Below are 25,070 nucleotides of genomic sequence, written 5' to 3'. Positions count from 1 at the left end.
TGACCTCGACATTTCGTCGTTCGCAGGGGAGTGGGCACTTGTCCGGCACCGATCCCGCCGCGCTGCAGGAGCTGCGCGCCGTGGAGGCCGAGCTCAACGAACGCTGGCCGGAGACCAAGATCGAACCGTCGCTGGACCGGATCCGGGCGCTCACCGATCTGCTCGCCGAGCCGCAGCGCAGCTACCCGGTGGTGCACATCGCCGGGACCAACGGGAAGTCGTCGACCTCCCGGCTGACCGATGCCCTGCTGTCCGGGCTCGGTCTGCGCACCGGCCGCTACACCAGCCCGCACCTGCAGGTCGCCACCGAGCGGATCAGCATCGACGGCAAGCCGATCAGCCCGGAGGCCTACGTCGAGGCTTACCGCGACGTCGCGCCGTACGTGTCCATCGTGGACTCCCGCAGCGATGTGCGGATGAGCAAGTTCGAGGTGCTCACCGGAATGGCCTTCGCGGCCTTCGCCGACGCGCCGGTCGAGGCTGCGGTGATCGAGGTCGGGCTCGGCGGCAGCTGGGACGCCACCAACGTCGCCGACGCCAAGATCGCGGTCGTCTGCCCGGTCGCGCTGGACCACGCCGAGTACCTGGGCGACGACATCGCCGGGATCGCCGCCGAGAAGGCCGGGATCATCAAGCCCGGTTCGATCGCGGTGGTCGCGGCGCAGCCCGCGGCGGCCCAGCAGGTGATCATGGAGCGCGTCGCGGAGGTCGACGCCACGGTCGCCCGCGAGGGCCAGGAGTTCGGCGTGCTGTCGCGGACCGTCGCGGTCGGCGGGCAGATGCTGAGCCTGCAGGGGCTGGGCGGCGTCTACGACGAGGTGTTCCTGCCGCTGCACGGCGAGCACCAGGCCCGCAACGCGGCGCTCGCGCTCGCCGCGACGGAAGCGTTCTTCGGCGCCGGCGCCGATCGCCAGCTCGACGTGGAGCGGGTCCGCGAGGGCTTCGCGAGCGTCATCACCCCGGGCCGCCTGGAGCGCGTGCGTTCCGCACCGACCGTGCTCGTCGACGCCGCGCACAACCCGCACGGCGCCCGGGCGCTGGCCGACGCGCTCAGCTCGGAGTTCTCCTTCCGCCGCCTGGTCGCGGTGGTCGGCGTGCTCGGCGACAAGGACGCGCGCGGCATCCTGACCGAGCTGGAGCCGGTGGTCGAGGAGATCGTGCTGACCCGCAACTCCTCGCCGCGGGCGATGGATCCCGACGCGCTGGCGGGCGTGGCCAAGGACATCTTCGGCCCGGACCGCATCGTCGTCGAACCGCGGCTGGACGACGCGGTGGAGACCGCGATCCAGCTCGCCGAGGAGACCGACGACCCGGGTGAATCGGTGTCCGGCGGCGGCGTGGTGATCACCGGCTCGGTGGTGACCGCGGGCGAGGCCCGAGCCCTGTTCGGCAAGGAACCGGCATGAGTGGTGGAGCTGCCTTGAGCGACGAGCAGAAGCCCGAACCGGGCAACGGGCTGCCTGAACCGGGCAAGGGGCTGCCCGAGGCGCCGCCCGGTGTGCGCGACCCGTGGAAGGGCCTGCGCGGGATCATGGCGGGCACGCTGGTGCTGGAGTTCATCACCTTCATGCTGGCGCTGCCGGTGGTCTGGCGGTTCGGCGGCGGTGTGTCCAGCGCCGGGTTCGTCATCGTCGCGGTGCTGTCGGTGCTGATGCTGGCGGCGGCGTTCGTGCAGCGCCGCCCGTGGGGCCTCGCCGTGGCGCTCGTGCTGCAGGGCGCGATGGTGCTGTGCTTCTTCGTGCACCCGTCGGTCGGCATCATGGGCGCGATCTTCGCGGCGATCTGGGGCTACATCCTCTACCTGCGCAACGACGTCGCCCGCCGGATGCGCGAGGGCCAGCTCTACGACCAGCTCGGCCACCCGCCCGGTCACCCGCCGGAGGACAAGACCGATTGACGGTCAGCCGATGTCGATGACGGCTCGGCCGATGATCTCGCCGCGGTCGAGCGCGTCGTAGGCCTTCTGGGCCTCGTCGAAGGGGTAGCGGCGGCTGATCGCGTCCTGCGGGCGCAGGAGGCCTCGGGCGACCAGGTCGAGCAGCACCGGCATGTCGCGGCGCGGTTTGGCGCCGTAGGAGCCCTTGATCTGCAGCTTCCGCCGCGCCATGGTGGCCAGGTCGAACTCGCCCGTGGTGCCGCGCGCGGCGATGCCGACCACCACGACCTGCCCGCCCTCGACCACCGAGTCGCGCGCCACCTCGAACGTCGGAACCGCGCCCAGCGCCTCGAAGGCGACGTCGACACCGCGGCCACCGGTGAGCTCGCGGATGGCGGCGGGGGCGTCCACCTCGGCCGAGTTGACCACGTGCGTCGCACCCAGTTCGCGGGCACCGGCCAGCTTCTCGTCGCTGATGTCCACCGCGATGATCATCGACGCGCCGAACACCGACGCGAGCTGGATCAGCGCCGATCCGACGCCGCCCGCCGCGACCACCGCGACGGTGTCGCCGACGCGCAGGTCGGCCGCGTGCCGCAGCGCGCCGTAGGCGGTCATGGTCGAGCAGCCCACCGACGCCACGTCGGTCAGCTCCACGCCGTCGGGCACCCGGTACACCGAGGTCGCCGGGGTGACGCACCGCTCGGCGAGCCCGCCCTGGGAGTACATCCACACCGCGTCGCCGTCCGGCCGGAACAACCTGGTCTCGTCGTCGTAGAGCCGCCCCTTGCCCCGGTTGAACTCGAAGAACCGCAGGCAGATCTCCTCGTTGCCGCGCGCGCACTGCGCGCACCGACCGCACGGCATGATGAAGCTGGTGACCACCGGGTCGCCCACCGCGAGCCCGGTGACGCCGGGGCCGACCTCGGAGATCACGCCCGCGACCTCGTGCCCCAGCACCGCCGGGACCGGGAACGGCAGCTCGCCCTTGAGCACGTGCAGGTCGGAGTGGCAGGCGCCGCAGGACCGCACGTCGATGGCGACCTCGCCCGCCCTCGGCACCGGATCGGCGAGCTCCTCGATCCGCATCGGCTGGTTGGCGGCGGTGTGCACAGCAGCGCGCATCCGGGTCTCCTCGTCAGACAGACCGGCCAGTCGGTTCGCCGGTGAAGCTATCGCGCCGCACCGCCGCGCACCAGGCCCGCGATCGGCACGAACTCTTCACCTCGGCGTCGATCCGAGGTGAGCCACCAGCCGCCTGGCGCGGATAGAACCGGCGCATGAGCACCAATTCCGCGCTGAACCGGCGCACCCTGCTGCGGGGTGCCGCCACCGGACTCGCCGCTTCCGGACTCGCCGCCTCCGGCCTGCTGGCCGGTGCCCCGGCCTTCGCCCGCTCCGGACGCCCCGTGCTGACCCACGGCGTGCAGCTCGGCGACCCGCGTCCGGACGGCGCCGTGGTGTGGACCCGCGCCGACCGGCCGTCGCGGATGTTCGTCGAGATCTCCCGCCACGCCGACTTCCGCGGTGCGCGGCGGATTCCCGGCCCGCTGCTGACCCCGGAGACCGACGGCACCGGCGAACTCCTGCTGCCGCAGCTGCCGCCCGGGCAGCAGCTGCACTACCGCGTCGTCGCCCAGGACCTGGACGGCCGGGTGGACAGCGAGCCGCTGACCGGGACCTTCCGCACCGCGCCGCGTGCTCGCCGCGACGTGCGGTTCCTGTGGTCGGGCGACGTCGTCGGGCAGGGCTGGGGCATCAACCCGGACGTCGGCGGCATGACGATCTACAACGCGATGGCCGCCCGCAACCCGGACTTCTTCCTGCACAGCGGTGACACCGTGTACGCCGACGGCCCGCTGCAGGAGTCGGTGGTGCTGCCGGACGGGCGGGTGTGGCGCAACATCGTCACGCCGGAGAAGTCCAAGGTGGCCGAAACGCTGGCCGAGTACCGCGGGCAGTTCGCCTACAACCTGCTCGACGAGAACTTCCGCCGCTTCGCCGCCCAGGTGCCGCAGCTGGTGCAGTGGGACGACCACGAGGTCACCAACAACTGGTACCCCGGCGAGATCCTGGACTCCGACAAGTACACCGAGAAGCGCGTCGACGTGCTCGCCCAGCGGGCTTTCCGGGCCTTCCACGAGTGGCAGCCGGCCCGCCGCCAGGACGCGGTGGACGGCCGGGTGTACCGCAAGGTCTCGCACGGCCCGCTGCTCGACGTGTTCGTGCTCGACATGCGCAGCTACCGAGACTCGAACTCGGCGGGCACCAGCCCGGAGCGGATCCTCGGCGCGCGCCAGGCGCGGTGGCTGGTCGACGAGCTCAGCCGGTCGCGGGCGACCTGGAAGGTGATCGCCTCGGACATGCCGATCGGCATCGTGGTGCCCGACGGCGACGCGATCGAAGGCGTCGCCAACGGCCTGCCGGGCGCGCCCAACGGCCGCGAGGCCGAGCTGGCGTGGGTGCTGCAGGAGATCAGCCGCCGGCGGGTGCGCAACACGGTCTGGCTGACCGCGGACGTGCACTACTCGGCGGCGATCGAGTACTCCCCGGAGCGCGCGGCCTTCGAGGGCTTCGACCCGTTCTGGGAGTTCGTCTCCGGTCCGCTGCACGCCGGCGCCTTCGGCCCGAACGAGCTGGACCCGACCTTCGGGCCGGAGCAGGTGTTCGTCAGCGCCCCGAGCAGGCAGGGCGCCTCGCCGCTGGAGGGCTTCCAGCACTTCGGCGAGGTCAACATCGACGCCCGCACCGGTCAGCTGCGCGTCGACCTCCGTGACCAGGGCGGTCGCTCGCTCTGGGCGAAGACCCTCGACCCGCAGCGCTGACCAGCCGCTCGTGACACCACCGCCCGGTGAGTGTCACGGCCGTGCTGACCAGCCACGATCGAGTTAATCGGTGGAAGTAGGAGTAGGAAAAGTCGTATTCTTACTTCATGAAGATGACGGAGAAGGGGCAGGTCACCATCCCGATCGACCTGCGCCGTGAACTGGGTCTCCGGCCCGGGGATCAGATCGAGATCAGGCTGGAGGGAGACGCGCTGGTCCTCACCCGCGGCCACTCGGTACCGAGTCGCGGGCAGCGGATCGTCGAGCACCTGCGGGGGCGGGCCAGCGGCGAGGGGATGTCCACCGACGAGATCATGGAACTGACCCGTGGCGAGTGAGCCGGCTCGACCGCCGGCCACTCTCGTCGACTCCAACGTGCTGCTGGACCTCGTGATCACGGACGCCGAGTGGTTCGACTGGTCGGCGGCCGCGTTGGAGAAGGCCGCGGATGAGGGACCGCTGGTGATCAACCCGTTGATCTTCTCCGAGGTGTCGGTTCGCTTCCAAGCCATCGAGGAGGTCGAGGAGGCGTTCCCGGACGACTTCTTCGTGCGCGTGCCGCTGCCGTGGTCGGCGGGGTTCCTCGCGGGGAAGTGCTTCCAGCAGTACCGGAAGCGGGGTGGCGAGAAGCGGTCGCCGCTGCCGGACTTCTACATCGGCGCGCACGCGGCGGTCAGCAGGCTGCGGCTGTTGACCCGCGATGCGCGCCGGTACCGCACGTACTTCCCGACGGTGGAGTTGATCGCTCCGGAGTGATGCCGCCCCGCCGTCGGGCGTGTCACCTGCATCGATACGCTGGCGGCCAAATCGGGCGCGGTGCGTGACGGCACCGGGCGCCCAAGGCGACGAAGGAGGAGAACCGTGAGCGAGCGCACCCTGGTCCTGGTCAAGCCCGACGGAGTCGAGCGCGGCCTGGTGGGCGAGGTGATCAGCCGGATCGAGCGCAAGGGCCTGAAGCTGGTCGCGCTGGAGCTGAAGAACGTCGACCGCGAGCTGGCCGAGCAGCACTACGCCGAGCACGATGGCAAGCCGTTCTTCGGCTCGCTGATCGAGTTCATCACCTCCGGCCCGGTCGTGGCCGCGTGCGTCGAGGGCCCGCGCGCCATCGCCGCGTTCCGCCAGCTGGCCGGTGGCACCGACCCGGTGGAGAAGGCGGCGCCGGGCAGCATCCGCGGCGACTTCGGCCTGGAAGTCCAGTTCAACCTGGTGCACGGCTCGGACTCGCCGGAGTCGGCCGCGCGCGAGCTCAAGCTCTGGTTCCCGGAGGTCTGAAACCCGTGACCGGCATCGACCCGGACGGCTTCGTCACCGGGCCGCACCGGGTGGATGCCGTCCACCCGGACCTGGCGGAGGCGCTGGCCGGGTTGTGGGCGCGGGTCACCGCGGCGGGCGGCGCGGCCGGGTTCAGCCCGACCGACTCGCTGGACGAGCTGCGCGCCGCGGCGACCAAGCTGGTCGAGGAGGTGCGCGGCAAGAAGGCGCACCTGATCACCATCGGCCAGCAGCACGTGCTGGTCGGGATCGCGGTGCTGCGGCCGCGGCAGCTGCCGGTCCGGACGCACACCGGCGAGCTCGTCTGGCTGGCGGTCGACCCGGCGCTGCAGGGCAGGGGCTGGGGCAAGCGGCTGCACGACGCGGCGCTGGTGCACGCGCGGGCCATCGGCCTGGAGATGCTGGACCTGGTCACCCGCAGCGGGCACGGCCTGGAGCGCTACTACGCGCGCCTCGGCTGGGTCGAGCGGGGCCGCTGGCCGGGCGCGGTCCGCGTCGCGCCGGGCGACGACCGGGACGAGATCTGGTTCACCCGGGAAGTCTGATCCCGGGCGCGGTGATCCCGCAGCAAGTGCATGGAAGACCTCATCGGAATTCGCCCCGGGCTCTCTGGTGGAGCCGGGGCCTTTACCCTGGTTGGGTGCGTGTGGAGTCCGTTTTCGACAGGTTGGAACCGCTGCTGCCGCGCGTCTCCAAACCCGTGCAGTACGTGGGTGGGGAGCTCAACGCGACGCTGAAGGCGTGGGACGACACCGCCATCCGGTGGTGCCTGATGTACCCCGACGCCTACGAAGTCGGCCTGCCCAACCAAGGCGTCCAGATCCTCTACGAGATCCTCAACGAGCAGCCGGACGTGCTGGCCGAGCGCACCTACGCGGTGTGGCCGGACCTCGAAGCGCTGATGCGCGAGCACGGCATCCCGCAGTTCACCGTGGACGCGCACCGGCCGGTCGGTGCCTTCGACGTGCTGGGTGTCAGCTTCGCCACCGAGCTGGGCTACACCAACCTGCTCGGCGCGCTGGACCTGGCGGGGATCCCGCTGCACGCCGCCGACCGCACCGATGATCACCCCATCGTGCTGGCCGGCGGGCACGCGGCGTTCAACCCGGAGCCGATCGCGGACTTCCTGGACGCGGCCGTGCTGGGCGACGGCGAGGAAGCCGTCCTGGAGATCACCGAGGCGATCCGCCGCTGGAAGGCGGAGGGGCAGCCGGGTGGCCGCGACGAGCTGCTGCTGCGGCTGGCGGAGTCCGGCGGCGTGTACGTGCCGAAGTTCTACGACGTCTCCTACCGCGCCGACGGCGCGATCGACCAGGTCGTGCCGAACAACGAGCGCGCGCCGTACCGGGTCTTCAAGCGCACCACCATGGAGCTCGACGACTGGCCTTACCCGAAGCAGCCGCTGGTGCCGCTGGCCGAGAGCGTGCACGAGCGGATGAGCGTGGAGATCTTCCGCGGTTGCACCCGCGGCTGCCGGTTCTGCCAGGCCGGGATGATCACCCGGCCGGTGCGGGAGCGCTCCATCGAGGGCATCGGCGAGATGGTGCAGCGCGGCCTGGAGGCCACCGGTTTCGAGGAGGTCGGGCTGCTGTCGCTGAGCTCGGCCGACCACTCCGAGATCGCCGACATCACCAAGGGCCTGGCCGACCGCTACGAGGGCACCAACACCGGTCTGTCGCTGCCGTCGACCCGGGTGGACGCGTTCAACATCGACCTGGCCAACGAGCTGTCCCGCAACGGCCGCCGCTCCGGGCTGACCTTCGCCCCGGAGGGCGGCAGCGAGCGGATCCGCCGCGTGATCAACAAGATGGTGTCGGAGGAGGACCTGATCCGCACCGTCTCGGCGGCCTTCGCCAACGGCTGGCGGCAGGTCAAGCTGTACTTCATGTGCGGTCTGCCCACCGAGACCGACGAGGACGTGCTGCAGATCGCCGAGATGGCCAAGGAGGTCATCCGCGCCGGCCGGGAGGCCTCCGGGCGCAAGGACATCCGCTGCACGATCTCCATCGGCGGGTTCGTGCCCAAGCCGCACACCCCGTTCCAGTGGGCCGCGCAGACCGACCCGGACACCGTCGACGCGCGGTTGCGCAAGCTCCGCGAGGCGATCAACTCCGATCGCCGGATCGGCCGCAACATCGGCATGCGCTACCACGACGGCAAGCCGTCGATGATCGAAGGCCTGCTCTCCCGCGGCGACCGGCGGCTCGGCCGGGTCATCGAGCGGGTGTGGCGCGAGGGCGGCCGGTTCGACGGCTGGAACGAGCACTTCTCCTACGAGCGCTGGGTCGACTGCGCCGCGGCCGAGCTCGAGCCGCTGGGCGTGGACCTGGCCTGGTTCACCACCCGGGAGCGGACCGAGGGCGAGGTCCTGCCGTGGGACCACCTCGACTCCGGCCTGGACAAGGAATGGCTGTGGGCGGACTGGCAGGACGCGCTGGACGCCCGCGAGCAGGACGACTGCCGGTGGACGCCGTGCTTCGACTGCGGGGTGTGCCCGACCATGGGCACCGACATCGAGGTCGGGCCGACGGGGCGCAAGCTGCTGCCGATCTCCCCGGTCGGGCAGGGCTCCCCGGTCCGCAACCCGGCCTTCACCCAGGGCTGAAAGCGGCCGGCGAGCGCTGGTCAGGGCCTCCTGGCCGAGTCGCTCGCCGGTCCCACCAGCCGAGTCGGAGCTCGGTGCGGAGGCGGCCGGCGTTGTACGTTCCTTCGAAAACTGGCCCGCAGGTGTTGTCACACTGCGGTTGAGCAAGCAAGCATCGGCATCGGAGCGGTCGTCAGGACCGCCGATGACGATCATGGTCGGGAGGGCATCCTGAGTCGGCGAGATCATCCGAATCCCTCGGCTCCACCGGTGCAGAAGCTGCGGCTCCGCTACGCCAAGCGGGGGCGGTTGCGGTTCACCTCGCACCGGGACGTGGCGCGCACCTTCGAGCGCGCCCTGCGACGGGCCGGGGTACCGATGGCGTATTCCCAGGGCTTCAGCCCGCACCCGAAGGTGTCCTGGGCGGGCGCGGTGCCCACCGGGGTGTCCAGCGTGGCCGAGTACGTGGAGCTGCAGCTCGTGGAGCGGGTGGAGCCCGCGGCGCTGCGCGCCGAGCTCAACGCCGCGCTGCCCGACGGCATCGACGTGCTCGAAGCCGCGGAGGCCCGGCCGGGCGCGCTGGCGGACCGGCTGGAGGTGAGCCGGTGGCGGATCGACCTGCCCGGCACGGACGTCGCGGAGCTGCGTGACGCCGTCACCGCGCTGATGGCCGCCGACACGGCGCTGGTGGAGCGGATGACCAAGGACGGTCGCCGCACCATCGACGCCCGCGCGGCGCTGCTCAGCGCGGAGGTCCAGACCGCGCACCCGACGGTCGCTGAGAGTGATCAAAATTCCTCCGCGACCGCCCAGGTGGACGATTGGCCGAAGGCATCGGAACCGTATGGGATACTTGTAACGGTCGTTCGGCAGACAACACCCGTCGTACGACCCGACGACGTACTGAGCGCCCTGCGTGTCGTCGCCGGTCTGGAACCGTCGGCCGCCGCGAGCGCGACCCGGCTGGAACAGGGTCGGCTCGACGACGGAGGCGGCATCGCCGACCCGTTGGCCCAGGACTCAGGCGCCGAGCGGAGTCCGGCAGGGGAGCCCACGGCCGGATGACGGACGGCGCGGACGTCGCCGACCCGCCGTGTGACTTCCCGGCCTGAAGGCCCGGGGCGGAGGGAACACCAGAATTGCCGTCGCCCGCGGGCGGCGGAGACCGAAGAACGCACATGCCTCTGTGCGGCCGCGTCCACCCGGACGCGCCCGGGGGCGGAGGAGCTGGATGTTGAACACGGACAATCCCGCTGGAAGCGCCAGCGGGCAATCGCCCACACCCACCGGAGAAGAGCAGGGCACGATCGAGCTGCCCGCCAAGCTCCGTGTGCACGCACTGGCCAAGCTGCTGGGGTCCAGCAGCCGGGAGATCATCAACACGCTGGAGTCGATCGGCGAATCGGTCCGCAGCGCGCAGTCGAACATCACCCGCGAGGTGGCGCTGCAGGTCGTCGAGGCCCTGAACCCGGAGCTGGTGGCCGAATCGGAGGCCCCGGCCGAGCCGGCGGCCCCGGCCGCTCAGCCGGAGCAGGCCGAAGCCGAGCAGCCGGCTGCCGAGGAACCGGCCGCTCAGGAACCGGCGGCCGTCGAGCCCGCGATCCCGGTCGCGCACTTCGCGGCGGCCGCGAACGAGCCGGCTCCGGAGAGCAACGCGCTGGCCGGGCTGACGCCGGTCTTCGCCGCGCCGGAGGCGATGTTCCTGGCGCCGTCCGCGGCTCCGCAGGAGACGCGGCCCGAGCCGAAGGCCGAGCCGGAGCCCGCCGCCGCGGAGGTCGAGGAGCCCGCCGAGGCCAAGACCGAAGCCCCGGATGACTCCGCCGACAGCGACGAGGACGGCGAGGGCACCGGTCGGCGCCGCCGCCGTCGTGGTCGCCGCGGTCGCGGTCGTGGTCGCGGTGCCGACTCCGAGACCGGTGGCGAAGGCGATTCGGAGACCTCCGAGGAAGCCGAGACCGCTGAGGAGCCCGCGGCGGAGGAGCCCGCCGAGGAGCAGCCCGCCGCCGAGTCCGAGGGCGCTGGGGAGTCGAACCGCCGCCGCCGTCGCCGTCGTCGCCGCAAGGGTTCGGCCGACGACGAGACCGGTGCCCGCGAGGACGACCCGCCGAACACCGTCGTGCACGTCCGCGAGCCGTCCGCCGAGACCCGCCAGGACAGCAGCGACGACGAGGTCCGCGCGGTCAAGGGCTCGACCCGCCTGGAGGCCAAGCGGCAGCGCCGCCGGGACGGCCGCGAGGCCGGTCGCCGCCGCGCCCCGGTGCTCTCCGAGGCCGAGTTCCTGGCCCGTCGCGAGTCGGTGGACCGCAAGATGGTCGTCCGGCAGAACGGCGACCAGACGCAGATCGCGGTGCTGGAGGACAACGTCCTCGTCGAGAACTTCGTGACCTCGTCGGGCACCGGCTCGCTGGTCGGCAACGTCTACCTGGGCCGCGTGCAGAACGTGCTGCCCAGCATGGAAGCCGCCTTCGTCGACATCGGCCGCGGCCGCAACGCGGTGCTCTACGCCGGTGAGGTGGACTGGGACGCCGCCGGGCTGGCGGGCAAGGCGCGCCGCATCGAGCAGGCGCTGCAGACCGGCGACAGCGTCCTGGTGCAGGTCACCAAGGACCCGGTCGGCCACAAGGGCGCCCGGCTCACCACCCAGATCAGCCTGCCGGGCCGGTTCCTGGTGTACGTGCCGGGCGGCGGTGCCACCGGCATCAGCCGGAAGCTGCCGGACACCGAGCGCAAGCGGCTCAAGGAGATCCTCAAGCGGATCGTCCCGGACAACGCCGGGGTGATCATCCGCACCGCGTCGGAGGGCACCAGCGAGGAAGCGCTGGACCGCGACGTGCGGCGCCTGCAGGCGCAGTGGGAGGTCATCAAGGAGAAGGCCGAGATCCCCGGCGCGCAGGCCCCGCAGCTGCTCTACGAGGAGCCGGACCTGCTGATCAAGGTCGTCCGCGACCTGTTCACCGAGGACTTCTCGCAGATGACGGTCCAGGGCTCCGACGCCTGGGACACCATCGAGGCCTACGTCCAGCACGTCGCGCCCGACCTGGCGCAGCGGCTGGTCAAGCACGTCGGCAAGAACGATGTGTTCACCGAGCAGCGGATCAACGAGCAGATCGCCAAGGCCCTGGACCGCAAGGTCTGGCTGCCCTCCGGCGGCTACCTGGTGATCGACCGCACCGAGGCCATGACGGTGATCGACGTCAACACCGGCAAGTTCACCGGTTCCGGCGGCAACCTCGAGGAGACCGTCACCCGCAACAACCTGGAAGCGGCCGAGGAGATCGTCCGCCAGCTCCGGTTGCGCGACATCGGCGGCATCATCGTCATCGACTTCATCGACATGGTGCTGGAGTCCAACCGCGACCTGGTGCTGCGCCGCCTCACCGAGTGCCTGGGCCGGGACCGCACCCGCCACCAGGTCGCCGAGGTGACGTCGCTGGGCCTGGTCCAGATGACCCGCAAGCGGGTCGGCACCGGCCTGCTGGAGGCCTACAGCAGCACCTGCGAGCACTGCCGCGGCCGCGGCCTGCTGGTCTCCACCGAGCCCACCAGCCACCCGAACGGCGGCCACGGCGGCGGCGGGAACGGCAGCAGCAACAACGGCTCTCGCCGCAACCGCAACCGCGGCAAGCAGCACGAGGCCGAGCAGCCGGAGCCGAAGCAGCCGGAGACGGCGAAGGCACCCGAGCCGGAGAAGCCCGAGCCGGAGAGGCGCGAGGCTGCGAAGGTCGAGGCCGCGAAGCCTGAGGCCGCGAAGGTCGAGCCGGCGAAGCCCGTGGAACAGAAGCCTGCGGAGCAGAAGCCCGAGCAGGCGAAGCCCGCGGAGGTGACGGCCGAAGCGGCAGCGGAGGCGAAGCCCGCGGCAGCGGTGCAGGCCGAGCCGAAGGCGGAGGCCGTCGAGGCGAAGCCGGTAGAAGCGGCGAAGCCCGCTGAGGCCGCGAAGCCGGTCGAGCAGCCGGCGGCAGCCGTCAAGGCCGCGGAGCCGGCCGTCGCGGAGGCGAAGCCGACGCCCGCGCCGGAGGCCAACGGCCGACGGCGGAAGGCGACGCGAGCGGCCGGCAGCGCCGGCGCGGCGGTGGCGCCGCTGGTGGTCAGCAAGCCGGCGGAGCCGGTGGAGCCTGCCGACAACGGCCTGGCCGAGGTGGCTCCGGCCGCGCCGGTCCGCCGGGCTCGCCGCCGGGCCGCGTCGCGACCTGCTGGTCCGCCCGTCGAAGGCTGAGCCGACGAGCTGGAATGGCCGATCCGTTCTCGAACGGGTCGGCCATTTCGCGTTTCCGGTAGGACCTCTGCGACCTGCGCTGATTCCGCGGCTCGAACCGATCCGCCCGCCGGTTTGCTCAGCCGTGCTAGATTTTGCTCATGCGAGCAAATTTCAGCTCGGCTGAGCAAAGCAGGTCGTTCACCGAGCAGGGCAGGCGGGCGCAGATCGTCGCGGCGGCCATCGAGGCGATCGTCGAGCTCGGATATCCGCGCGCTTCCTTCGGGCAGATCGCCAAGCGCGCCGGGCTGAGCAGCACCGGGATGATCTCCTACCACTTCAAGAACAAGGCCGAGCTGATGCGGCAGGTCGTCGCCGACGTCTACCGGACGGCCGAGGAGTTGGTGGGCGCCCGCGTCGTCGCCGCCGACACCGCGCGCGGGCAGCTCCGTGCCTTCATCGAGGCCAGCGCGGACTTCTACCGCACGCACCACCCTCAGCTCCGGGCGCTCACGGAGATCCTCATCAACGAGCGCGGCGGCGATCCGGTGCTGCCGCACCGCCACGAGATCGAAGGTCTCGCCGAGCTGTTCCGCGCCGGTCAGCGGGCGGGGGAGTTCCGGGACTTCGACCCGCACGTCATGGCGGTGACGTTGCGCCACGCGCTGGACGGCGTCGCGCTGCGCCTCGGCACGGAAGCGGACACCGACACGGACCTCTACGCCCGCGAACTCGCGACCACCTTCGACCTCGCGACCCGAGCCAGCCAGGAGAAGTCATGAGCAGCCCTGGGCCGACGTCGCTCCCGCTCAACCGCGCCTCAGGGGACCGTGACGTGACCCAGCCACAAGAAACGGCGAACCGGGAGATCAATCGCGAACGCGACCACCACTGTGAATCGCGGAGAGGCGGGACAGGCGTAATAGAGCTGGACTCGGGTCGGGTGCGAGGCCTGAGCTTCGAGGAGCACCGGCTCTTCCAGGGGATCCCCTACGCCGCGCCGCCCGTCGGCGAGCTGCGCTGGAGCCTGCCGCGGCCGGTCGAACCGTGGGCCGGGGTTCGGGACGCGACCGCTCCGGGCAGTCCGTGCCCGCAGCTCCCGCAGTCCTTCGCCGATGTGGGCAGCGTGGACGAGGACTGCCTGTTCCTGAACGTGACCGCACCGCGCTCCGGTGGCCGCAAGCCGGTCATGGTGTGGCTGCACGGTGGCGGCGGCACCAACGGTGAAGGGTCGGTCTTCGACGCGCGACGGCTGTCGGTCGCCGAGGACGTCGTGGTGGTGACCGCCAACTACCGGCTCGGCATCTTCGGCAACTTCGGCTACCCGGGGCTGCCCGGCGGCGCCTTCGGCATCGCCGACCAGCAGGAGGTGCTCCGCTGGGTGCAGCGCAACATCGGAGCGTTCGGCGGCGACCCGGGCAACGTCACGCTGTTCGGCGAGTCCTACGGCGGGCTCTCGATCGGCGCGCACCTGGTGGCTCCGGGCTCGGCGGGCCTGTTCCACCGGGCGATCGTGCAGAGCGGCTTCCCGCTGATGCGCGCTCCGGCGAACACCTACGTGCCCGGCTCGCCGGAGATGCCGTCGCTGTGGCTGTCGGCGACCGAGCTCGAAGGGCTGGCCGAGCACGTGATCGGTGAGGCCGGGTGGCTGCGCCCAGGGCACGGCAGCGCTGTCGACCAGCTGCGTGCGCTCCCGGTCGAGCAGCTGCTCCAGCTGAGCCCGGTGTTCACCCGGTCCGGGTTCGGCAACGAGGTGCTGCCGGAGTCGCCGGTGCAGGCGCTGACGGCCGGCCGCTTCCACCGCGTGCCGGTGCTCGCGGGCAACACCCGGGACGAAGCCAGATTGTTCGTCGCGATGTTCTTCGACGGCACCGGCCAGCCGGTCACCTCGGACGGCTACGGCAAGCTGCTGGCGGAGGGCTTCGACGCGGCGGCCGACGACATCGCGCGCGAGTACCCGCTCGACGCCTACGCGACGCCCAGCCTCGCCTGGTCGACGGTGATCAACGACGCCGCGTGGGCGCGCTCGCTCTGGGACCTCGCGCAGGCCCTGCACGAGCGCACTCCCACCTACGTCTACGAGTTCGCGGACCGGGACGCGCCGCCGGTGGTGCCGTTCCCGGAGGGCTTCCCGCCCGGCGCCTACCACGGGTCCGAACTCCCGTACCAGTTCGACATGGGCGGGCTCGCGCCGCTGTCAGCGGAGCAGTGGCGGCTGGCGGCGACGATGCACCGCTACTGGGCCAACTTCGCGCGCAGCGGCGACCCCAACGGGCCGGGCCTGGTCGACTGGCCGCGCTTCGCGGCGGCCGACCGGCACGTCCAGTCGCTGCACCCGGAGCGGACCGGACCCGCCGACTTCGCCGCCGACCACCGGATGGAGTTCTGGACCCGCTGACGACGCAGGGCCCCCGTCGCCAACGCGCGACGGGGGCCCTGCACTCAGGTGATCAGTTCTGCTCTGGTGTGTCGAAGGTCGGGATGTCGGTCCGGTCGTCGGAGCTGGGCACGTCGCCCGGCAGCTCCACCGCCTCGGTCAGCGGTCCCGGCGACCAGGTGCCCCAGTGGGTCTCCGGCCGGATGTCCAACGCCGCCTGCGCGGGCAGCGCGTCCGCGTCGTACGGGTGCACGACGTAGAGCGAGCCCCAGTCCTGCTGCGGGTCGCCGCGCAGGTAGGTCGGCAGCTCCCGCACGCTCGATGCGACGTTGAGCCAGCCGAACGGTCCGCCCGCGTCCGGCGAGGACCAGCCCTCGCCGACGTCGCGCACCAGCTCACCGGCCGACACCCGGAAGTGCGGCATCTCGGCGACACCGTTGTACAGACCGGAGATCCGCAGGCACGGGTGCACCAGCGCGGCGGGCCACTCCACGAACGTCGGGGAGTCGCCGACGAGCTCGGTCATGCTGGCCAGCTTCGGCACGCGCGGTGCGGTCACCGCCAGCCAGCCCTCCGCGCCGAGCGCCTGGTCGATCGCGATGACGCGCATCTTCGTGGCGCCCTCGGCCTCGGCGCCCAGCGAGTAGCGGTGGTCGCGCCAGCCGGGCGGCGGGCCCTGCTCGACCTCGTAGCGACCGGTGATCTCGAAGCCGCGCTCGGTGTCGCGGCCGAACTCCATCACCAGCGAGTTCGCGCCGGTCTCCGAGCCGGCCAGGCTGAGCACCACCGGGGTCTTGCCGCTGAGCGCCTCCTCCGGCAGGTCGTACCAGGGCGTGCGCAGCTCACCGGTGCCGAGTCCGGCCTCGTCGTAGCTGCCCCACGCCGGGGCGGCGTCGTCGCCGAACTGGTGCGGCGGCCGCCAGCTCGGCTCCTCCGGGTCGCCGCCGTTGCTGACGGGCACGCCGGGCCGGGTGAAGCCGGTCTCCTTCGGCCGCAGGTACTCCGCGGCCGTCTCGTGGCCGACCAGCCGCCGCGGCGGAACCGGCACGGCCTTGTCGGTCGCCCGGGCGGCCACCGTCGGCTGCTCGGGCGACACCGGCAGCACACCCGCTCGCGGATCGGTCTCCACGTCGATGTAGTCGGACAACCCGCAGCTGGATCCGGCAAGCTGCTTGATGTTGTCCACACCCAGGTTGTAGGTGTCGTCCTGCTTCTGGATGGCCTTGCCGAAGGCCGCCAGCTCGCCGAGCACCAGCAATGCGCACAGCACCGACAGCGGCGCGGTGCCCAGCCGCAGCGCCCGGCTGCGCTTCTCCGGGCTGTCCCAGCTCTCGTCGACGACCTTCGGGTTGTTCTCGTCGATGCGCAGGTGCTCGATCAGCGCGATGACACCGGCGACGGCGGCGAAGACCAGGAACAGCGTGCTGAAGTTGTAGCCGCCGATCGACGGCGGCTTGTCGAACCACGGGATGCCCCAGCCGGAGACGTACCACCAGGCGTTCGGCCCGGTCGCCGCGAACGCCAGGATCACCATCAGCCCGGCCACGAACGCCGCCCGGTTGCGCCGCGAGCGCAGCACCGTGGTGCTGGTGGCCAGCGCGGTCAGCGCGGCCAGCGCACCGCCGAAGGCGGCGAAGATGCCGAAGTGGTGGGTGTGCTTGGTCGGGGTCAGGGCCAGCACCACGAAGCACATCGCGACGATCGCCAGCAGCCGCCGGCTCGGGCCCAGCGCAGCGCCGCGGATCCGGTTGCGGCGCAGCAGCACGACGGCGCAGGTCACCAGGCACAGGATCACCAGCAGCACCGGGAAGCGGCGGGTCAGCGAACCGTCCGGGCTCTGGCTGAACAGCAGGCTGTAGCGGCTGAGCTCCTCGTACCACCGGCCGTTGGGCCCGAAGGTGGTCTTGAGCTCCATCGAGTCCAGCACGGAGCGGAAGGTCTGGTCGTAGAAGACCAGCGTGAGGATCACGAAGCCGGACGCGGCGATCGGCGCCAGCACCGGCAACCGGCCGAACTCCTGCGCCCGCTTGCGCACCAGCCGGTACAGCGGCTTGATCGCGGCGATGTAGGGCAGCACGGCGACCAGGCCGTGCGGGTTGACGCCCACCGACAGGGCCGCGGCCACCAGGCCCAGCGCCGCGGGCACCAGCCGTCCGGTGGCCACCGCGCGCTCGACGGCGCACAGCGCCAGCAGCGAGAACAGCACCACGACCGGCTCGGCGCGGAGGCCGTTGTTGTAGGGCAGCCAGAACGCCAGGAACACCGCGGCGGCGGCCCAGCCCGCGGCGTTGGAGCGCCGGACCTGCTGGCCGAGCCTCGGAAGCACCTCGCGGCTGATCAGCAGCCAGGACACGATGCCCATCAGCAGCGCGGGCAGCCGCACCCACGGCGTCGCCGTGGATACCTGCACCCACAGCGCGTACGGCTCGTACCACCAGCCGAACGGGGATTCGGGGTTGGCGAACCAGCGGTAGTAGTTGCTGACGTAACCAGCGCTCTCCTCCGAGCGCAGCATGCTGAGCACGTAGCCGTCGTCGGAGGTCATCGCCCCGATCAGCCACCACACGCCCAGCGCGACGAACACCGCCGCGTCGCGCAGCGTCGGCTTCCACCAGCCGGTCGGGGCCAGCCGCGGCGCGCGCCGCCCGGCCCGGACGTCCAACCGCCGCAGGCACACCACGGAGCCGATGAACGCCGCGACGGTCAGCGCCATCATGACCGCCTTCAGCACCGTTGGTTCGGTGCTGAACCGGTTGTCGACGCGGGCCTCGAACGACAGGCCCCGGACGTCGTCGACCGCGTTGTCCAGCGCCGAGTAGACGCCGGTCAGCTGCGGCCGCTGGTCGCCGAGCACGTGCGCCCACTGCTTGCCGCCGACGGTGGCGGTGGTGCCGGAGGCGTCCGCGCGCACCGCGATGGTGCAGTCACCGGGCGGCAGCTGGGTCGTGCTGACCTGCCGTCCCTTGGAGAACAGCGCCACCTGGCCGTTGTCGACCTGCAGCACCAGACCGGTCAGCTTGCCGAAGTCCGAGGACGGCGGATTCGTGCTCAGCAGCATGCCGGGCCCGGCGGTGCGCTCGTCGAGGCTCCGCACGGCGGCGCAGGGCACCTCCGCGTCCAACCACAGCGGTGAGTAGGCGACCAGCGGTGCGGACACCGATCTGGTGCCTTCCGCCGTCGGCCACTTGAGCGTGGTGACGTCGTGTTTGACCGGGAGGAACGGGATCAGGAGCGCGAGCACCGTCCCGACGATTCCGAGGGTTGCGGCAGACAGCCGAAGTCGCTTCGCCGAGTGCACGCGCAGCACCTTACGGGGCTGTGATCGAGCGACTACGAGTGCACCCCCAGCGGTGAGCGCGCCGTTACCGCCTGGTCCTCACGTCGTTACCGCGCGGTAGTTGATCTTCCGCCGAACGTGTTCCGCGCCACCGGTCAGGCGGCGGCCGATGCGGTCGGCGTCTGGTCGGCGACCAGGACGTCGACGTCGTGATCGCGGCCGGTGCGGTGCAGCACGAGCTCGGCGAGCAGCCCCACCGAGATCATCTGCACCGCGAAGATCTCCAGCAGGATGCCCAGCGTCAGCAGCGGCCGGGTGCCGATCGGCTGGTCGGTGAACAACCACACGCCGGTCAGGTACAGCAGGATCAGCGTGCCGATCGTGCCCGCCAGCATCCCCAGCCCGCCGAACAGGTGCGCGGGCCGCCGCCCGTAGCGGGTGAGGGCGACCACCGTAAGCAGGTCCAGCGCGCCGCGCAGGTAGCGCTCCAGGCCGTACTTGGACTTGCCGTGCAGCCGCGGCCGGTGGTTCACGGGCATTTCGGCGACCCGGTAGCCGAGCTGGTGCGCCAGCGCCGGGATGTAGCGGTGCAGCTCGCCGTACAGCGGAACCCGCCGGTAGACCTCGGTCCGCGCGGCCTTGAGCCCGCAGTTGTGGTCGGACAGCTTCAGGCCGGTGATCAGCCCGGTGAACCAGTTGAACACCTTCGACGGCAGCCGCTTGCCCAGCGGGTCCTGCCGGTTGGCCTTGTGCCCGCTGACCAGGTCGGTCCCGGCGTCGAGCTCGGCCAGCAGCCGGGGGATCTCGGCCGGGTCGTCCTGCAGGTCGGCGTCCAGCGTGACCAGCAGCTCACCGCGCACCTCGGCGACCCCGGCGGCCAGCGCGGCGGCCTTGCCGAAGTTGCGGCGCAGCCGGATGCCGCGGATCCGGGGGTCCCGCGCCGCGTGCTCGCTGATCACCTGCCAGCTGCCGTCGGTGCTGCCGTCGTCGACGACCACCAGCTCCCAGCTGCGGTCCTGCTGCTGCATGGCCTCGCTGATCTGGGCGAACAGCGCGGGCAGGTTCTCCTGCTCGTTCTTCGCCGGGGCGAGCAGCGACACCTGCGGTAACGGGGTTTGCGTCATGACGCGACCTGCGGGCTTTCGGTGAGGGGCCGGATCCACCAGCCGTCGGGGAAGTGGAAGGCGACGCGCAGCAGGCCCGGCTGGGCGGGCGCGGCCGCTTCGAACCCGAGCCCGATCTCGATGCCCGGCGTCTGCGCTTCGGCGTCGGAGCGCGGGATGTCGACGACGCCGCCGCCGATCACGGTGCCGCTCTGGTCGAGCACCGCGACGCAGCCGGCCCGCTCGATGCCGGAGATCGCCCAGCCCTTGAGCATCCGCGCGCCGCCCTCGACCTGGTCGGTCTCGACGTTGAGGATCACGTCCCGGCCGTCCGGGCGGGGCTCCCGGAACGCGCCCTCGCTGGGCGTGCGCCAGTTCGCGGTGCTGATCCGGTCACCGATCTCCAGCCCGTCGGGGCAGTTCAGGGTGAACTCGGGGGAGAACGGGTAGTGGCCCAGCGCCTGCAGCCGCGGCAGCAGCCGGTCCGGTTCCGGGAACCGGTCGGAGAAGTGCTCCGGGTGCCCGATGCGGGCGGCGATGGCCAAGAGGTCCTGGTTCGCCGAGTCGGCCCGGACGCTCTGCGCCATCGGCGCGCCCAGCGCCACGGTGGCCAGCACGGTGCCCGCGACGGTGACGGTGCGCAGCTTCGGCAGCTTGGGCCAGGCCACCACGATCACCAGCAGCGCGATCCACAGCGCGGCGGTCATGCTGTTGTACCGGCTCTGCAGCCCGGCCGATTCGCCGAACGCGGCGCGCGAGCCGGAGATCATCACCGCGCAGCCGACGGCGTAGACCGCCAGGCCCCACCAGGGCGCTGCGCTGCGCCGCTGTTCCGGTGTCTGCTGGGCGTGCACCACCAGCGCCGCGAGCCCGGCCACGCCGGCGATCAGCGCGATCGCCGGTTCGGTGCCGGTCCACACCATGCCGAGCATGCTCAGCCCGGCCAGCAGCGCCTGCGCCGGATCGTCGGTGGGAGACGCGCCGCCGCCGCCCTGCGGGCCGCGCAGCACCAGCCAGGAGAGCACCACGACCGCACCGACCACCATCGGAGCCGCCACCCACCGGCGCCGGTCCCCGCGCAGCCACGCGATCAGGGCCAGCGCGGGCCACACGGCGAACGAGGTGCCGTAGCTGATCGAGGCCAGCAGGCCGAAGACGATCGCCCACAGCCGATGTCCGCGCTGCATCGCCAGCAGCGCGGCGAGCACCAGCATCAGCGCGAGGATCCAGGACGCGCCGCTCATCGAGCGCACGTAGTTGTGGATGCCGTGCGGGTTGAACACCAGCGTCGAGGTGGCCGCCACCAGTCCGGCCCGCTGCCAGCCGTTCAGCTCCTTCGGCAGCATCGCCCACACCAGCAGCACGCTGATCACGCCGAAGGCGAGGATCGCCAGGCCCAGCGGCTGGTTGAGCCCGTTGCCGTAGCGGGCGCTGAGCCAGAACAGCAGGCTGGGCAGCACGAACGGGTGTTCGTTGCGGAAGCCCAGGAGGGCCTCCGGTCGCAGCGTCCCGTCGTCGTTGGTGAGGTCGAGCAGGACCCACCAGTAGTCGTAGAAGTGCATCTGCGAGTAGCGCAGCACTTCCCGCAGCATCATCAGTGGTGGAACGATCGCCGACAGGCCGAGCAGCAGCGGGCCGAACCGGTGCAGCGGGCTCCGGCGCGGTGCGGTCCCGGAGGCGGCGCCCTCGTCCCGCTCGGCCTCCGGTGCGATGTCAGTCACGAGCTGTTTCCCCAGATCAAGTAGAACGGCGACCTACCGTAGCAAGCGCTCGTCGAGGCTCGGCACCTTCTTTCGGCAGGGGTCGATTTGACCGCATGAACGGGCCGACTTAGGCTGACGCGGCTCGCCTGTCGCCCGGCTCCCGCAGTCGTGCGCCCCGCGTGGAGCGGCCCCGCCCGATCGGGGTCCGGAACGCGGTCTGTATGATGGGTGAGAACTTCTCGCCGCCGGACGGGCGGAGAGAAAAAACGCCTGTTTCGAGTGGTGCTCCGCGCTGCCGGGACGGGAACCCCACCGAGGCGCTGCACCAGCGGCGTGGTAGGAATCCTCGATCCTCTTCGGGTCGAGGTGGACGTCCGCCGCAGACCTGGTGAAAGTAGCGAAACCGAGCAGCAGGAGACTTCCGACTCATGTACGCGATCGTCAAGACCGGCGGCAAGCAGTACAAGGTGGCTGTCGGAGACGTCGTCGAGGTCGAGAAGCTCGAAGGCGAGCTGGGCTCCGAGGTCAGTTTCCCGGCACTTCTGGTCGTCGATGGCACCGATGTCACGACCGACGCCGACGCGCTGGCCAAGGTGTCGGTGACCGGCAAGCTGGTCGAGCAGACCAAGGGCCCCAAGATCCGCATCCACAAGTTCAAGAACAAGACCGGCTACCACAAGCGACAGGGTCACCGCCAGAAGCTGACCCGCGTCGAGGTCACCGGCATCAACAAGTGAGGACCTGAGTAGTCATGGCACACAAGAAGGGCGCATCCAGCTCTCGGAACGGCCGCGACTCGAACCCCAAGTACCTCGGGGTGAAGCGCTACGGCGGCCAGGTCGTCAAGGCCGGCGAGATCCTGATCCGTCAGCGTGGTACCAAGTTCCACCCGGGTCTGAACGTGGGTCGCGGCAACGACGACACTCTGTTCGCGCTGGAGGCCGGGACCGTCGAGTTCGGACGTTACCGGGGCCGCAAGGCCGTCAGCGTGAAGCCGGTCGAGGCCTGATCCGGCTCTCGACTGCGAGTACTTCCCGACGAGGGGCGGGTCCGGCTAGTCCGGCCCGCCCCTCGTTGCTGTTCGCGGATCCGCTCCGGCGCCGGGATGCGAATCGGTCCCGCCGTTGTTGAATCGGATTCGCCCGTGTTCTACCGCCGGGTCCACCCGGCTTGATCTTCCTGGAGGCATTCGTGTCGCGGTTCGTTGACCGCGTGACCATCCACGTCGCGGCTGGCGACGGCGGGAATGGCTGCGCCTCGGTGCACAGGGAGAAGTTCAAGCCGCTGGGCGGGCCGGACGGCGGCAACGGCGGCAAGGGCGGCGACGTGCAGCTCGTCGTCGATCCCAACGCGCACACCCTGCTCGACTTCCACTACCGGCCCAACGCCCGCGCCTCCAACGGCAAGCCGGGCCAGGGCGGCATGCGCAACGGCGCCCAGGGCGAGGACCTGGTGCTGGCCGTTCCGGACGGCACCGTGGTCATGACCCCGGACGGCGAAGTGCTGGCCGACCTGGTGGGCACCGGCACCACGTTCGTCGCCGCCGCCGGTGGTCGCGGTGGCCTGGGCAACGCGGCGCTGGCCTCCAAGGCGCGCAAGGCCCCGGGCTTCGCCCTGCTCGGCGAGCCCGGTGACCAGGGCGAGCTCGTCCTGGAGCTCAAGTCGGTCGCCGACGTGGGCCTGGTCGGCTTCCCGTCGGCGGGCAAGTCGTCGCTGATCTCGGTGCTCTCCGCCGCGCGCCCGAAGATCGCCGACTACCCGTTCACCACGCTGGTGCCCAACCTCGGCGTGGTCACCGCGGGCGAGACCGTGTTCACCGTGGCCGACGTGCCCGGGCTGATCCCGGGCGCCAGCGAGGGCCGCGGCCTCGGCCTGGACTTCCTGCGCCACATCGAGCGCTGCGCCGTGCTGGTGCACGTCGTGGACTGCGCCACGCTGGAGCCCGGCCGCGATCCGATGTCTGATGTGGACGCCCTGGAGAACGAGCTCGCGCAGTACACCCCGGCGTTGAAGGCCGAGCACGGCGGGGTCGACCTCGCCGATCGCCCGCGCATGGTGGTGCTCAACAAGATGGACGTGCCGGAAGCCCGCGAGCTGGCAGACCTGGTGCGCGCCGACGTCGAGGAGCGCGGCTGGCCGGTGTTCGAGGTGTCGACCGCCTCCCGCGAGGGCCTGCGCGAGCTGAGCTTCGCGATGGCCGCCGAGGTGGAGCGCTACCGGGAGCAGCTGCCGGAACCGGAGGCCGCGCGCGTGGTGGTCCGCCCGACCGCGGTCGACGACGGCGGGTTCACCGTCGAGCCCGACCCCGAGGTCGAGGACGCCTACGTGGTGCGCGGCGAGAAGCCGGAGCGCTGGGTGCGGCAGACCGACTTCGGCAACAACGAGGCCATCGGCTTCCTGGCGGACCGGCTGGCCAAGCTGGGCGTGGAGGACGCGCTGGCGAAGCAGGGTGCGGAGCCCGGCAGCCAGGTGACCATCGGTTCCATGACCTTCGACTGGGAACCGTCGACGCCGGCCGGGGTGGCCGGTGTGCTCGGCCGCCGCGGCACCGACCTGCGCGTGGACCAGGACGACCGGGTCTCCGCCCACGAGCGCAAGGCGGCGAAGAAGGCCAGGCGCAGCTCGCTGGACGAGTTCGGCCAGTTCCGCGAGGGCGACGAGTGAGCGCTGCGCCCTTCTCGCTCACCTGAAGGAGGAAGTCCGGTGAGCGTTGAGCTCTCGGCGACCCGGCAGGCGGTCGCGACCGCGCAGCGGGTCGTGGTGAAGGTCGGGTCTTCGTCGCTGACCACCACCGAAGGCGGTCTGGACACCGCACGGCTGTCCGCGCTGGTCGACTCGGTGGCCCGGCGGGTGGCGTCCGGCTGCCAGGTGGTGCTGGTGTCCTCAGGCGCCATCGCCGCTGGTCTCGCCCCGCTGGGGTTGAGCCGCAGGCCGCGCGACCTGGCGACCCAGCAGGCCGCGGCGAGCGTCGGGCAGGAAGCCCTGGCGCACGCTTACGCCGAATCCTTCTCGCGCTACCGGCTGATCGTCGGTCAGGTCCTGCTGACCGCCGACGACGTGGTGCGCCGTGGTCACTACCGCAACGCCCAGCGCACGCTGAACCGGCTGCTGGGCCTCGGCGCGGTGCCGGTGGTCAACGAGAACGACACGGTGGCCACGACCGAGATCCGCTTCGGCGACAACGACCGGCTCGCCGCGCTCGTCTCGCACCTGGTCGGCGCCGACGCGCTGATCCTGCTGTCCGATGTGGACGCCCTCTACGACGGGGATCCGCGGCACGGCGGTGCTTCGGTGATCCGCGAGGTCAACGGCGACGCGGACATGGCAGGCGTGCGGGCGGGCAGCACCGGCGCCTCCGGGCTCGGCACCGGCGGCATGGCCTCGAAGGTGGGCGCGGCCCGGGTCGCCTGCTCCTCGGGAATCCCGGTCCTGCTGACCTCGGCCGCGCAGGCCGAGCGCGCACTGGGCCCGGCGGACGTGGGCACGGCCTTCGCCGCGACGGGAAGCCGGTTGTCGGCCCGCCGCTTCTGGCTGGCGCACGCGGCCGGCGCCAGCGGCCGCCTCTGGCTGGACGACGGTGCCGTCGCAGCGGTGGTCGAGCGCCGCCGCTCGCTGCTGGCCGCGGGCATCACCGCGGTGGAAGGCGCCTTCGACGGCGGTGACGTGGTCGAATTGGTCGACCCCGCGGGCGCGGTGGTGGCCAGGGGAGTGGTCGCCTACGACGCGGCGGAGCTCCCGGACCTCATCGGCCGCTCCAGCCACCAGCTCCCCCCGGAACAGCGCCGAGAGGTCGTCCACGCCGACGACCTCGTGCCCCTCCGCTGAGCCCCGGTGAAGGGCACGTTCCGACGTGCCCTTCAC

At 71.6% G+C, this 25,070-nt stretch carries 20 protein-coding genes; 16 read left to right on the top strand and 4 right to left on the bottom strand.

Going from position 1 to position 25,070, the window contains the following annotated elements; all coding sequences use genetic code 11:
- Window positions 1–38 precede the first annotated feature (38 nt).
- Together folC and ATL45_RS05500 are read left to right on the top strand one after the other, a co-directional pair.
- Window positions 39–1,406 carry a bifunctional tetrahydrofolate synthase/dihydrofolate synthase gene (gene folC / locus ATL45_RS05505; RefSeq protein ID WP_093152352.1) on the top strand — a complete coding sequence of 456 codons (1,368 nt, stop codon included), beginning with the start codon at window positions 39–41 and terminating at the stop codon, window positions 1,404–1,406.
- Window positions 1,403–1,897, top strand: coding sequence for a DUF4233 domain-containing protein (locus ATL45_RS05500; RefSeq protein WP_093152350.1), 495 nt, complete (start codon window positions 1,403–1,405; stop codon window positions 1,895–1,897). Before folC ends, ATL45_RS05500 begins: the two co-directional genes overlap by 4 nt.
- Before the next feature lie 3 nt (window positions 1,898–1,900).
- On the opposite strand, the gene ATL45_RS05495 is transcribed toward ATL45_RS05500, so the two are convergent.
- Entirely contained in the window at window positions 1,901–3,001 is a 1,101-nt protein-coding gene (locus tag ATL45_RS05495) for a zinc-binding dehydrogenase (RefSeq protein WP_093152347.1), read from the bottom strand.
- A 155-nt stretch (window positions 3,002–3,156) separates the two neighbouring features.
- Here ATL45_RS05495 and ATL45_RS05490 point away from each other — a divergent pair, with 155 nt between their 5' ends.
- The 10 genes from ATL45_RS05490 to ATL45_RS05445 all read left to right on the top strand — a co-directional run bounded on the left by ATL45_RS05490 (window position 3,157) and on the right by ATL45_RS05445 (window position 15,147).
- The gene (locus ATL45_RS05490) at window positions 3,157–4,701 is read left to right on the top strand and encodes an alkaline phosphatase D family protein (RefSeq protein ID WP_093152343.1); all 1,545 of its coding nucleotides are present in this window, start codon (window positions 3,157–3,159) and stop codon (window positions 4,699–4,701) included.
- A 107-nt stretch (window positions 4,702–4,808) separates the two neighbouring features.
- Window positions 4,809–5,039 (top strand): AbrB/MazE/SpoVT family DNA-binding domain-containing protein, encoded by a 231-nt coding sequence (locus ATL45_RS05485; RefSeq protein ID WP_093152341.1) that lies wholly within the window; start codon window positions 4,809–4,811, stop codon window positions 5,037–5,039.
- Window positions 5,029–5,457 (top strand): type II toxin-antitoxin system VapC family toxin, encoded by a 429-nt coding sequence (locus ATL45_RS05480; RefSeq protein WP_093152338.1) that lies wholly within the window; start codon window positions 5,029–5,031, stop codon window positions 5,455–5,457. Before ATL45_RS05485 ends, ATL45_RS05480 begins: the two co-directional genes overlap by 11 nt.
- Window positions 5,458–5,562: 105 nt before the next feature.
- A complete protein-coding gene (gene ndk / locus ATL45_RS05475) occupies window positions 5,563–5,973 on the top strand; it encodes a nucleoside-diphosphate kinase (protein WP_093152336.1) in 411 nt (136 codons plus the stop codon).
- Window positions 5,974–5,978: 5 nt separating this feature from the next.
- Window positions 5,979–6,518 (top strand): GNAT family N-acetyltransferase, encoded by a 540-nt coding sequence (locus ATL45_RS05470; RefSeq protein WP_246025180.1) that lies wholly within the window; start codon window positions 5,979–5,981, stop codon window positions 6,516–6,518.
- Between the two features lie 95 nt (window positions 6,519–6,613).
- Window positions 6,614–8,578, top strand: coding sequence for a TIGR03960 family B12-binding radical SAM protein (locus ATL45_RS05465; protein ID WP_093152333.1), 1,965 nt, complete (start codon window positions 6,614–6,616; stop codon window positions 8,576–8,578).
- 249 nt (window positions 8,579–8,827) lie between these two features.
- Window positions 8,828–9,622 carry a TIGR03936 family radical SAM-associated protein gene (locus tag ATL45_RS05460; protein ID WP_093152330.1) on the top strand — a complete coding sequence of 265 codons (795 nt, stop codon included), beginning with the start codon at window positions 8,828–8,830 and terminating at the stop codon, window positions 9,620–9,622.
- A gap of 166 nt (window positions 9,623–9,788) precedes the next feature.
- The gene (locus ATL45_RS05455) at window positions 9,789–12,770 is read left to right on the top strand and encodes a translation initiation factor IF-2 N-terminal domain-containing protein (protein WP_093152328.1); all 2,982 of its coding nucleotides are present in this window, start codon (window positions 9,789–9,791) and stop codon (window positions 12,768–12,770) included.
- 140 nt (window positions 12,771–12,910) lie between these two features.
- Entirely contained in the window at window positions 12,911–13,531 is a 621-nt protein-coding gene (locus tag ATL45_RS05450) for a TetR/AcrR family transcriptional regulator (RefSeq protein ID WP_093152325.1), read from the top strand.
- Window positions 13,532–13,617: 86 nt separating this feature from the next.
- Window positions 13,618–15,147 (top strand): carboxylesterase/lipase family protein, encoded by a 1,530-nt coding sequence (locus ATL45_RS05445; protein WP_256258375.1) that lies wholly within the window; start codon window positions 13,618–13,620, stop codon window positions 15,145–15,147.
- Window positions 15,148–15,199: 52 nt separating this feature from the next.
- On the opposite strand, the gene ATL45_RS05440 is transcribed toward ATL45_RS05445, so the two are convergent.
- The 3 genes from ATL45_RS05440 to ATL45_RS05430 all read right to left on the bottom strand — a co-directional run bounded on the left by ATL45_RS05440 (window position 15,200) and on the right by ATL45_RS05430 (window position 21,227).
- Window positions 15,200–18,367, bottom strand: coding sequence for an arabinosyltransferase domain-containing protein (locus tag ATL45_RS05440; RefSeq protein WP_342775244.1), 3,168 nt, complete (start codon window positions 18,365–18,367; stop codon window positions 15,200–15,202).
- Window positions 18,368–18,558: 191 nt separating this feature from the next.
- Entirely contained in the window at window positions 18,559–19,527 is a 969-nt protein-coding gene (locus tag ATL45_RS05435; protein ID WP_093152319.1) for a glycosyltransferase family 2 protein, read from the bottom strand.
- The gene (locus ATL45_RS05430) at window positions 19,524–21,227 is read right to left on the bottom strand and encodes a hypothetical protein (protein ID WP_093152317.1); all 1,704 of its coding nucleotides are present in this window, start codon (window positions 21,225–21,227) and stop codon (window positions 19,524–19,526) included. The genes ATL45_RS05435 and ATL45_RS05430 overlap by 4 nt, the downstream gene beginning before the upstream one ends.
- A 410-nt stretch (window positions 21,228–21,637) precedes the next feature.
- On the opposite strand from ATL45_RS05430, the gene rplU reads away from it, so the two are divergent.
- The 4 genes from rplU to proB all read left to right on the top strand — a co-directional run bounded on the left by rplU (window position 21,638) and on the right by proB (window position 25,034).
- Complete coding sequence (rplU, locus tag ATL45_RS05425) at window positions 21,638–21,946, top strand: 50S ribosomal protein L21 (RefSeq protein ID WP_093152314.1); 309 nt, start codon at window positions 21,638–21,640, stop codon at window positions 21,944–21,946.
- Window positions 21,947–21,960: 14 nt separating this feature from the next.
- Window positions 21,961–22,218, top strand: a complete 258-nt coding sequence (rpmA, locus tag ATL45_RS05420; RefSeq protein WP_093152311.1) for a 50S ribosomal protein L27 — start codon at window positions 21,961–21,963, stop codon at window positions 22,216–22,218.
- 170 nt (window positions 22,219–22,388) lie between these two features.
- A complete protein-coding gene (gene obgE / locus ATL45_RS05415; RefSeq protein WP_093152592.1) occupies window positions 22,389–23,873 on the top strand; it encodes a GTPase ObgE in 1,485 nt (494 codons plus the stop codon).
- Between the two features lie 39 nt (window positions 23,874–23,912).
- Window positions 23,913–25,034: a glutamate 5-kinase gene (proB, locus tag ATL45_RS05410; protein WP_093152309.1), complete on the top strand. Its 1,122-nt coding sequence runs from the start codon at window positions 23,913–23,915 to the stop codon at window positions 25,032–25,034.
- Window positions 25,035–25,070: the final 36 nt, after the last annotated feature.

This window comes from Saccharopolyspora antimicrobica (assembly GCF_003635025.1).
In the GTDB taxonomy this organism is placed as follows: domain Bacteria; phylum Actinomycetota; class Actinomycetes; order Mycobacteriales; family Pseudonocardiaceae; genus Saccharopolyspora; species Saccharopolyspora antimicrobica.
This window is presented reverse-complemented; position numbering and strand designations above follow the sequence as displayed.

Coding starts and splice junctions, on each gene's coding strand:
- ATL45_RS05500 (WP_093152350.1), top strand. CDS start 1,403: ATGAGTGGTGGAGCTGCCTTGAGCGACGAGCAGAAGCCCGAACCGGGC.
- ATL45_RS05495 (WP_093152347.1), bottom strand. CDS start 3,001: ATGCGCGCTGCTGTGCACACCGCCGCCAACCAGCCGATGCGGATCGAG.
- ATL45_RS05490 (WP_093152343.1), top strand. CDS start 3,157: ATGAGCACCAATTCCGCGCTGAACCGGCGCACCCTGCTGCGGGGTGCC.
- ATL45_RS05485 (WP_093152341.1), top strand. CDS start 4,809: ATGAAGATGACGGAGAAGGGGCAGGTCACCATCCCGATCGACCTGCGC.
- ATL45_RS05455 (WP_093152328.1), top strand. CDS start 9,789: ATGTTGAACACGGACAATCCCGCTGGAAGCGCCAGCGGGCAATCGCCC.
- ATL45_RS05450 (WP_093152325.1), top strand. CDS start 12,911: ATGCGAGCAAATTTCAGCTCGGCTGAGCAAAGCAGGTCGTTCACCGAG.
- ATL45_RS05435 (WP_093152319.1), bottom strand. CDS start 19,527: ATGACGCAAACCCCGTTACCGCAGGTGTCGCTGCTCGCCCCGGCGAAG.
- rplU (WP_093152314.1), top strand. CDS start 21,638: ATGTACGCGATCGTCAAGACCGGCGGCAAGCAGTACAAGGTGGCTGTC.
- rpmA (WP_093152311.1), top strand. CDS start 21,961: ATGGCACACAAGAAGGGCGCATCCAGCTCTCGGAACGGCCGCGACTCG.